The organism is Micromonospora sp. NPDC048907 (assembly GCF_055586885.1).
The window spans coordinates 68,657-80,834 of record NZ_JBVJHI010000005.1 but is presented as its reverse complement, the minus strand read 5'-3'; the positions used below and the strand labels follow the sequence as shown (position 1 = coordinate 80,834).

Sequence of the window (12,178 nt, the reverse complement as noted above, 5' to 3'; positions counted from 1 at the left end):
TCAGACCTTTTTCCGGTACGCGCGCAACGCCAGCGGCATGAACACCGCCACGAAGCCGGCACACCAGGCGAGCGTCCACCACACGTGCGCGCCGACCGGGGTGCCGAGGAACAGCCCGCGCACCGCTGCCACCAGGTGGGTCATCGGGTTGACGTCCACGAAGGCCTGCATCCAGCCCGGCAGGGTGTCCGCGCTGACGAACACGTTGGACGCGAAGCTCATCGGCATGATCAGCGCGAACATCAGGCCCTGCACGGCGCCGGGGGTCCGCACCTTCATCCCCACGAGAACCGGCAGCCAGCTCAGGCAGAGGGCGAACAGCACCGCGAGCAGGCAGCCGGCGATCGCCCGGAGCGGGTCGGAGTGGATCCGGAACCCGAGCACGTAGCCGATCGCGAGGGTCGAGACGGTGACGATCACGTACCGTACGACGTCGCCCAGGACCGCGCCGACCAGCGGCGCGGAGCGGGGGACCGGCAGCGACCGGAACCGGTCGAAGATGCCCTTCGCGATGTCGGTGTTGAGGTTGACCCCGATCGCGATGGCGCCGGTGGCGATGGTCTGCGCCAGGATTCCGGGCAACAGGAACTGCAGGTAGTCGTGGGTGGATCCGGCGACCGCGCCGCCGAAGATGTAGACGAAGATGACGAGGAACAGCACCGGCTGCAGCGTGACGTCGATGAGTGCCTCGGGCGTACGCCAGGTCTTGATGAGGCTGCGCTTGGCGAGCGCCAACGAGTGCCGGGCGAGCCGGAAGGGTCGTGGTGTCGCCGCGACCGTCGACAGCGGGGAACTGGCCCGGGAGGGTGTGTCGATCACGGTGCTCATGCCACGACCTCCAGAGGGCGGGTGGTCTCGTCGTCGGATGCCGTACGCCCGGTGAGCGTGAAAAAGACCTCGTCGAGGCTCGGCAGGTGCAGGGACAGTTCGGTGACCGCGATGCCGGCGGCGGCGAACCGCGCCACGCTCTCGGTCAGGGCCGCGTCGTCGGCGACCGGCACGGCGAGCACGCCCTTGCGGATCTCGTCGGCCTGCGCGCCGGAGCCGACCTCGGTCAGGATCGCCGCGGTCCGGGACAGCTGTGCGGGGTCGGACGGCCGGACCTCGAGGGTCTGGCCGCCGACCACCCGCTTGAGCCCCTCGGGTGTGTCGTGCGCGATGACCCGCCCGTGGTCGATCACCGTGATGGCGTCCGCCAGCGCGTCGGCCTCCTCCAGGTACTGCGTGGTGAGCAGCACGGTCGAGCCGTTGGTGACCAGTGACCGCACCACCTCCCACATGTCCTCACGTTTGGCCGGGTCGAGCCCGGTCGTCGGCTCGTCCAGGAAGATCACGTCGGGGGAGCCGACGAGGCTGGCGGCCAGGTCCAGCCGCCGCCGCATGCCGCCGGAGTAGGTCTTGGCCTGCCGGTCGGCGGCGTCGGTCAGGTCGAACCAGTCGAGCAGTTCGGCGGCCCGCCGGCGCGCGCCGGCGCGCCCCAGCTCCAGCAGGGTGCCGAACAGCTCCAGGTTCTGCCGCCCGGTCAGGTCCTCGTCGACCGAGGCGTACTGGCCGGTGAGTCCGATGCTCTGCCGGACCCGCTCGGCGTCGCGGACGACGTCGAAGCCGCCGATCCGGGCGGTGCCGGCGTCCGGGGTGAGGAGCGTGGAGAGGATGCGTACGGCGGTGGTCTTGCCGGCGCCGTTGGGGCCGAGCACCCCGAGCACCGTCCCCCGGGGCACCGCGAGGTCCACGCCCTGCAGCGCCCTCGTCTTCCCGAAGGTCTTGACGAGGCCGTCTGCCTCGATCATCAGGTCAGCTGTCATGCGGGACAGCGTGCGCCGGCCGCCTGACACGGCGCTGACACGGCACCGACACGCTCACCGAGGGGCCGTCCGCCTCGTCGGGCAGCTCGGGGCAGGCGGCGGCGCCCTCGGGACCCCACCGATGTCACCAGGTCGTGGGCTTGCCCTTCTGGAACAGCCAGACGTCGAAGAAGGCGCCGAGGTTCTGCCCGGATTCCCGCTCGGCGAGGGCGATGAAGTCGGCCGTCGCGGCGTTGCTGTGCCGGTGGCTGGCCGCCCACTCCCGCAGGATGCGGAAGAAGGTGGCGTCGCCGACCTTGCCGCGCAACGCGTGCAGGGTCATCGCACCCCGGTTGTAGGGGATGTTGCTGAACATGTCCTCCGGGCCGGGGTCGGCGAGGACGATCTGCCAGAACGGCGACGACGCGGCCCGACCGTAGTTGCTGCTGCTGGCGAAGGTCTGGTTGACCGACGCGCCGCCGTTGTACTCGGTGTACATCCACTGGGCGTAGGTGGCGAAGCCCTCGTTGAGCCAGATGTCCGACCACCGCCGCGGGGAGACGGAGTCGCCGTACCACTGGTGTGCCAGCTCGTGTGCCATCGTGCCGACGCTCGCCGCGCTGGAGAAGATCGGCTTGGTCTGGGTCTCCAGGGCGTAGCCGACGTCGGGGGCCCGGTCGATGATCGCGCCGGTCGAGGCGAACGGGTACGGGCCGAACGTCGCGGCGAAGAATTCGATCATCTTCGGGATCTGCGCGACCGCGGCGGCGGACCCGGCGACCTGGCGCGGGTCGACCGCGACGTACACGGGGATGCCGCTCGGCGTCGTCGACTCGGTGACCACGAAGTTGCCGATGGTGATCGTCGCCAGGTAGGTGGCCATCGGTTCGGTCGAGTCCCAGGTGAAGGTGGTCCAGCCGTCCCGGGTCTCCCTGGACAGGAGCTGGCCGTTGCCGACGGCCGTGAGCCCCTCCGGCACCTTGGCGGTGAACCGGAAGGTCGCCTTGTCGGTCGGGTGGTCGTTGGTGGGCAGCCAGGCCGGGGCGCCCTGCGGCTCGCCGGCGACGAAGGCGCCGTCGTCGGTGGGCACCCAGCCTTCGATCGAACCGTCCGGGTCGGTGATCGGGCCCGGTACGCCGGCGTACTTCACCACCACGGTGAAGGCCTGCCCGGTCTTGAGCTTCGGGCGGGGCGTGACGACTAGTTCCTGGCCGTCACGGACGAAGTCGTGCGCATGCCCGTTGACCGTCAGCGACGAGATGTCCGGACCGCGGAAGTCCAGGTTGAACCGGTCGAGATCCTGCGTGGCGATCGCGCTGATGGTGGCGGTGGCGGCCATGAACCGGGTTGCCGGGTCGTAGGAGAAGGTGATGTCGTAGTGCTGGACGTCATATCCGCCGTTGCCCTCGTCCGGGAAGTACGGGTCGCCGACGCTCGCGGCTCCGGCCGAGTAACGCGGGGCTCCGGGCTTGCCAGGTGCTGCGCCAGCCGCGTCCGGTACCACCATCGACCCGACAGCGACCAGGGCAAGCGTGGCCAGCGCGGCGCCGCGCAAGCGGGGGATCGTCATGTGAACCTTCTCCCTCGGACTGCCGTCACCGGCGGCCAGATGTGTACGCCCCATCCACTCGCACCGAACGGGCATCGTCAAGACCCTCCAGGCCTCCTCATCGACACGAGGCACGCGGGTCAGCCGTGCGCCGGCAGCCGGCCGGCCGCCGACAGCCGCCGGACCACGGCTCGGTGCGGAACGGCGTGGCTGGTACGACCGCCCACCCCGGTGGTGGTGACGGCGGCGAAGAGCGAGTTGAGCAACGCCTCCTCGACGGCGTCCAGGACGGCGGCGAAGACCGGGTCGATCTCCCCGTCCGGGATGGGCGACCGGTCCGGTGGTGCGGTGCTGAACGCGATCGCGTAGTCGCCGCTGCCGCTGCTGTAGGACGCCCCGACCCGGCCCATCGCGAAGACCGCCCGTCGGGCGACCCGTCCGAGCTGCCGGGCGTCCAGGGGCACGTCGGTGGCCACCACGATCATGCAGGAGTTGCCGGGTGGTGCCGTCCGGTCGGCGTCCGGGATCAGCTCGTCGACCGGCAGCGGGACCCCGAGGGCGGTGAGGACTCCGCCGAAGTTGGACTGGACGAGGGCGCCGACGGTGGCCGGTCGACCGGCCACCGGGACCGTCCTGGACGAGGTGCCGATGCCGGCCTTGAAGCCCAGGGCCGTGGTGCCGGTGCCGGCCCCGACGCAGCCCTCCGCCGGCGGTGCGCCGGACGCACCCGTGAGGGCGGCGAGGACGTGTTCCTCGGTGATCGGGCGACGGCGGATGTCCGAGAGGTGGCCGTCGTTGGTCTCACCCACCAGGGGGTTGAACGACAGCTCGCCCGGCCGGCGGTCCATCAGGTGTCCCAGCAGCGCGTCCGCGGCCCGGAACACCGACAGGGTGCCGGTCAGGACGATCGGTGACTCCAGCACGCCGAGTTCGTCCACCTGGGTCGAGCCCACGAGTTTCCCGTAGCCGTTGCCGGTGTGGACGGCGGCCGGAAGGGTCCACCGGCCGGGACCGAGTTGGCTCGGTACGACCGCGGTGACACCGGTGTGCAGGTCGGCGCCGTCGTCGACGGTGGTGTGCCCGACCAGGATCCCCGCGACATCCGTGATCGCGTTGTGCGGGCCGGTGGGCAGCGGCCCGACGACGATCCCGAGGTCGCGGGCCCGACGGGGAAGCTGGTCCATGGTGCTCCTCACCTGGGGACGGTCTCGTCTCCCGGTTCCGGCGCGCCCCAGCCGTCGGGAACGGGCAGGCCGGCCAGCCGTCGGGCCAGGACGGCGGCGCCGACCTGTGCGGCCTGGGCGCCGAAGGCCGAGCGCAGCACCGGGGGCGGGGTCCGCCAGGCGAGGGCCGCGCGCAGGGCGTCGCGTACCGGGTCGAAGAACAGCGCGCCCGCGTCCGCCAGCCCACCGCCGAGCACGATGCGGGCCGGGTCGAGGGTCAGGGTGAGGGTGGCCAGCGCGGTTCCCAGCGCCAGGGTCGCGTCGTTCCAGACGGCGGCGGCGACCGGATCGGTGGCCACCGCGCCGGCGATGGCCCGGCTGTCCGCGTCCGGGCTGCCGCCGAGTCGGGCGTAGCGGCGGGCCAGCCCCCCGGCGGAGGCGTACACCTCCAGGCAACCCCGCTGCCCGCAGCTGCACGGCTCTCCGCCGGGGTGGACCGGCATGTGGCCGACCTCGCCGGCCGAGTCGGTCGCGCCGGGCACCGGCTCGCCGTGCACCACCACCGCCGCGGCGATGCCGGTGCCCAGCGGCAGCAGCAGGAAGTTGTCGAGGCCACGGGCCGCCCCGGCCACCGCCTCGGCGACGCCGGCCGCCCGCGCGTCGTGCCCGACCGCCACCGGGAGCCCGAGGTCGTCCCCGACGAGCGCGCGGAGCGGCACGTCGCGGAACCGGAGGTTGGCGGCGTACCGCACCACCCCGTTCGTCTCGTCGACGAGGCCCGGCGTGACCACGCCGATCGCGGCGGGGGTGGCGCCGAGATCGAGCGCGTCGTCGCGCAGCTGGCGGCACAGGGAGCGGACCGCCTTGACCGGGTCGTCGTCCGCGCGCGACGGCGCGGTCAGCGTGTGCCGGCGCCGGCCGTCCGCGCCGACCACGGCCCCCTTGATGGTCGTTCCGCCGACGTCGACGGCGAGGACACACTGGCCTTCGGGTGCGGTCACGCGATCACCCGGTCACCACGGCGAGGTCCGCGGTGAAGTCGCGGTCCAGGGGAAACACCGGGCGCACCACGTTCCGGTACGGCAGCCGCGCGAGGTCCTGGTCGACGCCGCCCGGGGTCAGGGCGAGCAGCCAGTCGCCGGCCGCGTCGAACAGTTCGGGTTCGAGATAGCCGATCTTCACCACGACGAGGTCCATCTCGTCGACCTTGATGCCCAGCCGGGCGTAGGACTCCAGCAGGCGGTACTGCATCCGGCGGGACGTGACCAGGACGCTGAGCCCGCCGACTCGTACGCTGACGCACCGCCCGCCGTCGGGATCGTCGGCGACCGCCTCCAGGATCCCGTCCAGCGGGAGCGGCCCCGGGTCCCGGGAGTCGATCCGCCCGCCCACGGTCACCGTCACCGGTGAGCCGAGCGGCCGGTCGGCGACCTGCGCCACGGCCTGCGGGTCGACCAGCGAGGCGAACACGGCCCGGCGGGAGCCGCCGCGGATCTCGGGGCGGGCCAGCATCCGCGCCGCGGCGAAGGTGACGTCGTCGGCGCCGCCGGCGCCCGGGTTGTCGCCGGAGTCGCTGATGAAGAACGGTCGCCGGGCCGGATCGGCGACCGCGGCCAGGGCGGTGTCGAGGCAGTCGTCCATCGAACCGGTGGGTGCGACGAAGGCGAACTCGTCGCGGGCCGCCCAGAAGTGCCCGCCGAGCTCGCGGGCCGCGTCGGCGGTGGCGGTGGCGTCGGTGCCGGTGACGACGACCGCGCCCCGGCAGCGGGGCTGGTCGGCCCAGGCGAACCCGATCCAGATCGCCGCGTCGACGATGCCGTCGCGGGCCTCGATGTCGGGGATCCGCGCGTAGAGTCCGCGGGCCGGCTCCTCGCGGGTGCTGGTCATCTCGCCCGGCAGCAGGATCGGCACGTGGACCAGCGCCTTGTGCGGGCGCTGCTGGCGGCGCAGGGCCTCGACCAGGTTCCGGGCGGCGCGCTCACGCGTCTCCCACACGTCGACGTGCGGGGCGGTGCGGTAGCAGGTGAGCAGGTCGCAGGCGTCGAAGAGCACCCGCGAGACGTTGCCGTGCAGGTCCATCGCGGCGGAGACGAACGGCTCCGGCCCGAGCACCGACCGGATGGCGGTGACGAGGTCGCCCTCCGCGTCGTCGCGTCCGACGACGGTCATCGCGCCGTGGATGTCCAGCAGCATGCCGTCCAGGGGTCCGGCCGAACCCAGCTTCTCCACCAGCTCGGTGGCCCACGCTTCGTACGTCGCGGGGTCCACCGCCCCGCCGGGCAGGGCCCGGGCGTGCACGAGCGGGATCCACTCGACGTCGGCGGTCCAGGGCTGGGCGGGGGAGAGCCAGTCGTAGCGCGCCAGCAGGGCATCGCCCCGGGTGACCTCGAAGTCGTCGGCGGTGCTCAGGTGCGGCGAGAACGTGCTGGACTCGATGTGGATGCCGCCGATGGCGACGCGGAGGGGACGGGGCACGGGTGTTGCTCCTCAGGAGGGTCGTACGTCGGTCGTCGTGCGCAGCAGGTGCCCGAGGCCGACCAGGGCCGCATCCGGGCCCGCGACGCTGGCTTCGATGGTCAGGGACTGGGTCACGGACGGTAGGCAGCGCTCGTAGAGCATCCCCCGGGTCGCGGCCACGTAGACGTCGAGACTGGACAGTGCGCCGCCGATGACGACGGCGTCGGGGTTGAGGAAGTTGACCAGGCCGGAGAGGGCGACGCCGAGCAGCCGGCCGGCGTGGCGCACCATGGTCACCACGGTCGGGTCGGCGTCGCTGACCGCCGCCACGATCTCCCGGATGCTTGTCGCCGGGGAGCCCTGCTCGGCCAGTTGGCGGGCCAGGGCGGCGCCGCTGGCAACGGTCTCCAGGCAGCCCCGGCTGCCACAGGAGCACTCCCGCTCGCCGCTGTCCGCCACGCGGACGTGCGTGACGTCGCCGCTGAGGCCGCGCCCGCCCCGGTAGATCTGACCGGCGCTGACCAGGCAGCCGCCGATGCCGGTGCCGGCCTTGACGTAGATCATGTCGCCGAACTCGTCGCGGCGGGTGACGTACTCGCCGATCGCCGCCGCCTTGGCGTCGTTGTCGACGAGCACCGGCACGGGGAAGCGCTCGGCGAGGCGGACCCTCGCGTCGACGCCGCTCCAGCCGGGCATCCGGGCCGGGCCGATCAGCCGCCCGCCGGGGAACCCGACCGGACCCGGCAGGGCCACGCCGACCCCGAGCAGCTCCTGGCCCGCCGCGGTCGCCGCCTGGAGCCGGTCGACCGTCGCCGCGACCACCTCGAACACCTCCGCCGGCCCGGCCGCGATGTCGATGGCCACCTCTTCGGTGGTGCGCAGCCCTCCGTCGGGCGCGCACAACCCCACCCGCGCGTGCCGGCCGCCCAGTTCCGCGACGGCGAGGACTCCCTTGGTCTCCCGCAGGCGCAGGATCCGGGGGCGCCGTCCCCCGGTGGACCGGCCCACCCCCTCCTCGAGGATGACGCCCTCCTCCAGCAGCCGGCGGACCACGCTCGTGACGGTGGAGGGGGCGACCTGCAACGCCTCGATGAGGTCGGCGCGCGAGGTGACCGCGCCGCTGGCCAGCAGGCTCAGGGTCTGGTCGCGCAGCGTGGCGGAGATCGATGGTTCCAAGGGTGCCTCTCCTCATTCGGGCGGTCCTCCGGCGCCGCCTCAGTGTCGCAGTGCCCGACGGGGTACGCGCCGGAGCCCACGCGAAGAGTATCGGTCGATGCTTCGCCGACTTAGATCGTACCCTGGCCGAAGTAGCCGAATAAAGAGGGTAAGTTTCGTTGACTCAAGACTTCGGCGCGGATACATTCTCCGCGTCGAACGTCGAGGAGCAGCACCGGGCGGCCGAACGCGTGGCACCGCCGGTAGCGCCCGGAGACGCGGGGCAGTGCACATCAAATCGAGGAGATTCATGAGGAGCAGATTTCCCCGGCGAGCCCTCCGCGGCGCGGTGGCGGTGGCCAGCGCGGTCGCCCTCGGGGCGGGCCTCGTCGCCTGCGGCGGCGGCAGCGGTTCGTCGAAGGACGGCGGCAGCCAGGGCAAGGACACCGCGACCGTCGCCTTCCGCACGCCCAACTGGATCCTGCCGATCTCGGCGCCCGGCTTCACCCAGGGCGAGAACGCCATCTTCGGCCAGGCGCTGTACCGGTCCCTCTACCAGTACAAGCTGGACGGCTCCGCGCAGTACAACATCGACCCGCAGCGCTCGATGGCCGAGCCGCCGGTGGTGAGCGACGGCGGCAGGACCCTGACCATCACGCTGAAGGACAACACCTGGTCCGACGGCAAGCCCGTCACGACCAGGGACATCCAGTTCTGGTACGACCTGGTCAGCGCGAACAAGGACAAGTGGGCGTCCTACCGGGCCGGCGGCCTCCCGGACAACATCGCCCAGTGGTCGGTCAAGGACGACAAGACCTTCTCGATCACCACCACGAAGGTGTTCAACACCGCGTGGTTCGTCGACAACCAGCTCAACAAGATCACGCCGATGCCGCAGCACGCCTGGGACAAGGACTCCGCCACCGCGGCGGTGAGCAACCTGGCCAGCACGCCGGCGGGCGCGAAGAAGGTCTTCGACTTCCTCACCACGGCCGCCAAGGACCCCAAGACGTACGACTCGAACGAGCTGTGGAAGGTCACCAGCGGCCCCTGGAAGCTGGCGAAGTACGTGCCGAACGGCGAGGTCACCCTCGCCGCGCAGCCGAACTACTCGGGTGTGGACAAGCCGAAGCTCGCCAAGATCGTGCTGCGGCCGTTCACCGGCGACGACGCCGAGTTCAACGTGCTGCGCGCCGGTGACATCGACTACGGGTACGTGCCGGCGGCCAACCTCTCGCAGGAGGGCTACCTCAAGTCCAAGGGCTACACGGTCTCGCCGTGGTACGGCTGGTCCGTCACCTACCTCCAGCTGAACTTCAACAACCCGAAGACCGGGGTGCTGTTCAAGCAGCCGTACCTGCGGCAGTCGCTGCAGATGCTCATCGACCAGCCGACGATCAGCAAGGTGATCTGGTCCGGCACGGCCGCGCCGACCTGCGGTCCGGTGCCGGCCAAGCCGGGCACCAACGGTGCCGACGCCGCCGGCTGCGCGTACCCGTTCGACCCGGCCAAGGCGAAGGAACTGCTGGAGAGCCACGGCTGGAAGGTGGCCCCGGACGGGCAGACCACCTGCCAGACGCCGGGCACCGGGGCGAACCAGTGCGGTGACGGCATCGCCGCCGGCACGCCGCTGAACCTCACCGTGACCAGCCAGACCGGTTTCGCCGCCACGACGAAGATGTTCGCCGAGATCAAGTCGCAGATGGCCAAGCTGGGCATCCAGCTCACCATCAAGGAGGTGCCCGACTCGGTCGCGGTGACCCCGGCCTGCAAGCCGACGGACGCCGCCTGCTCGTGGGACATGTCCTTCTTCGGATCGCAGGGCAGTTGGTACTACCCGGCGTTCGCCAGCGGCGAGCGGCTCTTCGCCACCGGCGCCCCGGTGAACCTGGGCAGCTACAGCAATCCCGAGGCCGACAGGCTCATCGAGGCCACCCAGTTCTCCGGCGACGAGAGCGCCCTCAAGGCGTACAACGACTTCCTCGCCAAGGACCTGCCGGTGCTCTGGATGCCGAACCCGGTGTTCCAGGTCTCGGCGTACCGGTCCGGTCTGCAGGGGGTCGAGCCGCAGGACCCGATGAACTTCATGTACTTCCAGGACTGGTCCTGGAAGTGACCGATCACTGATCGTCCCGGCCCCGGCGGCGCCCACCGCGCCGCCGGGGCCCCGACCGGGGAGGAGGCGGGGCCCAGGTGGTCCGGTACCTCATCACGCGCTTGGGCCAGGCCCTCGTCGTCGTCGTGCTCGTCACGGTGATCGCGTTCCTCATCCTGCACCTGCTGCCCGGGGGCGCGGCGCGCGCCACCCTCGGCAAAGAGGCGACGCTGGAGCAGTTGGCGGCGTTCAACCACGACATGGGCTACGACCGGCCCTGGATCCAGCAGTACGGCATGTACGTGCAACGCCTGCTGCAGGGCGACCTGGGCTACTCGTACCAGCTCAACCAGTCGGTCGTCGAGGCGATCAGCCAGCGGCTGCCGAAGACGATGGTGCTGTCGCTGCTGTCGACCGTGCTCGCCATCGTGCTGGCGATCCCGCTCGGGGTGATCCAGGCGGTACGCCGCAACCGCTGGCCCGACTACGCCATCACCTCGCTGTCCCTGCTGGCGTACGCCACGCCCATCTTCTTCATGGGCCTCATGCTGATCATCCTGTTCTCGCAGGTCTGGCCGATCCTGCCGCCCGAGGCGCCGCAGGGCTTCACGGTGGCGGAGGTGCTCGCCGACCCGGCCGGGCTGGTCCTGCCCACGATCACCCTGGCCATCGTCACCATCGCGGTCTACTCGCGGTACGTCCGCTCCGCCATGGTCGACAACCTCAACGAGAACTACGTGCGCACCGCCCGCAGCAAGGGCCTCTCCGAGCGGCGGGTGGTGCTGCGGCACACGCTGCGCAACGGGTTGTTCCCGGTCATCGCGCTGCTCGGGATGTACCTGCCCGCGCTGTTCAGCGGGGCGCTGGTCGTCGAGTCGCTGTTCAACTTCCCCGGCATGGGGCAGCTGTTCTGGCAGGCGGCGCTCAAGCGTGACTTCCCGATCCTGCTCGGGGTCACCGTCATCATCTCGATCGCGACGGTCGTCGGCGCGCTCGTCGCCGACCTGCTCTACGCCGCCGTCGATCCCCGGGTCCGACTCCAGCGGAGCGCGTCATGACCACACTCCCCGAGGCGGTCCGTCCAGGTGCCGTCCCCGACCAGCCGGCCGACGCCGAGGCGCCGGTGCGCGGCCTCTGGCGGCAGGGACTTGTCGTCTTCTGCGAGAACCGGCTCGCCCTGGTGGGCCTGGGCCTGTTCGTCCTGCTGGCCGGGATCTGCTTCCTCGGCCCGGTCTTCTACCACACCGACCAGGTGCACACGGACCTCACCGCGGTCCACCTGGCCCCCGGTCAGCAGGGGCATCCGCTCGGCACCGACGGGGTCGGCTACGACCAGTTGGGGCGGCTCATGCTCGGCGGGCAGACCTCGATCATCGTCGGGCTCGCCGCCGGGATCCTCGCCACCGCCCTGGGCACGATCTGGGGCGCCGTCGCCGGGTTCGCCGGCGGCTGGGTGGACTCGGCGATGATGCGGGTCGTCGACGCGATGATGTCGATCCCGTCGCTGTTCCTGTTCATGCTGCTCGCCGCCATCGTCACGCCGAGCGTGTCGATGCTCATCGTCATCATCGGCGCGTTCGCCTGGCTGGGACCGGCCCGGCTCGTCCGGGGCGACGCGCTGACCCTGCGCTCCCGCGAGTACGTCCAGGCCATGCGGGGGATGGGCGGCACCGGCGGCCGGGCGGTGCGCCGGCACATCGTGCCCAACGCCATCGGGACGGTGATCGTCAACGCGACCTTCCAGGTCGCCGACGCGATCCTCTACGTCGCGTACCTGTCCTTCCTCGGCCTGGGCGTCCCCCCGCCGGCGGCGAACTGGGGCGGCATGCTCTCCGACGGCCTGGCGGACACCTACAGCGGCCACTGGTGGCTGCTGTACCCGCCGGGCATCGCCATCATCCTCATCGTCCTCGCCTTCAACTTCATCGGCGACGGGTTGAGGGACGCCTTCGAGGTCCGCCTCCGGCGACGCTGA

The 12,178-nt window shown here is 71.5% G+C and carries 10 protein-coding genes; 3 read left to right on the top strand and 7 right to left on the bottom strand.

Annotation, left to right across the window (positions count from 1 at the left end):
* The 7 genes from ACZ6PY_RS18535 to ACZ6PY_RS18505 all read right to left on the bottom strand — a co-directional run bounded on the left by ACZ6PY_RS18535 (position 1) and on the right by ACZ6PY_RS18505 (position 8,129).
* Positions 1–828: an ABC transporter permease gene (locus ACZ6PY_RS18535; protein WP_466073717.1), complete on the bottom strand. Its 828-nt coding sequence runs from the start codon at positions 826–828 to the stop codon at positions 1–3.
* Entirely contained in the window at positions 825–1,805 is a 981-nt protein-coding gene (locus ACZ6PY_RS18530) for an ATP-binding cassette domain-containing protein (protein ID WP_466073715.1), read from the bottom strand. Before ACZ6PY_RS18530 ends, ACZ6PY_RS18535 begins: the two co-directional genes overlap by 4 nt.
* Positions 1,806–1,929: 124 nt before the next feature.
* Positions 1,930–3,354, bottom strand: coding sequence for a M1 family metallopeptidase (locus ACZ6PY_RS18525; protein ID WP_466073713.1), 1,425 nt, complete (start codon positions 3,352–3,354; stop codon positions 1,930–1,932).
* A 119-nt stretch (positions 3,355–3,473) separates the two neighbouring features.
* Positions 3,474–4,517, bottom strand: coding sequence for a P1 family peptidase (locus ACZ6PY_RS18520; protein WP_466073712.1), 1,044 nt, complete (start codon positions 4,515–4,517; stop codon positions 3,474–3,476).
* An 8-nt stretch (positions 4,518–4,525) separates the two neighbouring features.
* Complete coding sequence (locus tag ACZ6PY_RS18515) at positions 4,526–5,497, bottom strand: ROK family protein (protein WP_466073710.1); 972 nt, start codon at positions 5,495–5,497, stop codon at positions 4,526–4,528.
* A 4-nt stretch (positions 5,498–5,501) separates the two neighbouring features.
* On the bottom strand, positions 5,502–6,971 hold the full coding sequence (locus ACZ6PY_RS18510; RefSeq protein WP_466073708.1) for a M81 family metallopeptidase: 1,470 nt from the start codon (positions 6,969–6,971) through the stop codon (positions 5,502–5,504).
* Positions 6,972–6,983: 12 nt separating this feature from the next.
* Positions 6,984–8,129, bottom strand: coding sequence for an ROK family transcriptional regulator (locus tag ACZ6PY_RS18505; protein ID WP_466073706.1), 1,146 nt, complete (start codon positions 8,127–8,129; stop codon positions 6,984–6,986).
* A gap of 289 nt (positions 8,130–8,418) precedes the next feature.
* Here ACZ6PY_RS18505 and ACZ6PY_RS18500 point away from each other — a divergent pair, with 289 nt between their 5' ends.
* The 3 genes from ACZ6PY_RS18500 (at position 8,419) to ACZ6PY_RS18490 (ending at position 12,178) form a co-directional block, all read left to right on the top strand.
* On the top strand, positions 8,419–10,224 hold the full coding sequence (locus ACZ6PY_RS18500; RefSeq protein WP_466073704.1) for a peptide ABC transporter substrate-binding protein: 1,806 nt from the start codon (positions 8,419–8,421) through the stop codon (positions 10,222–10,224).
* 77 nt (positions 10,225–10,301) lie between these two features.
* A complete protein-coding gene (locus ACZ6PY_RS18495; RefSeq protein WP_151460687.1) occupies positions 10,302–11,261 on the top strand; it encodes an ABC transporter permease in 960 nt (319 codons plus the stop codon).
* A complete protein-coding gene (locus ACZ6PY_RS18490; protein ID WP_466073702.1) occupies positions 11,258–12,178 on the top strand; it encodes an ABC transporter permease in 921 nt (306 codons plus the stop codon). Before ACZ6PY_RS18495 ends, ACZ6PY_RS18490 begins: the two co-directional genes overlap by 4 nt.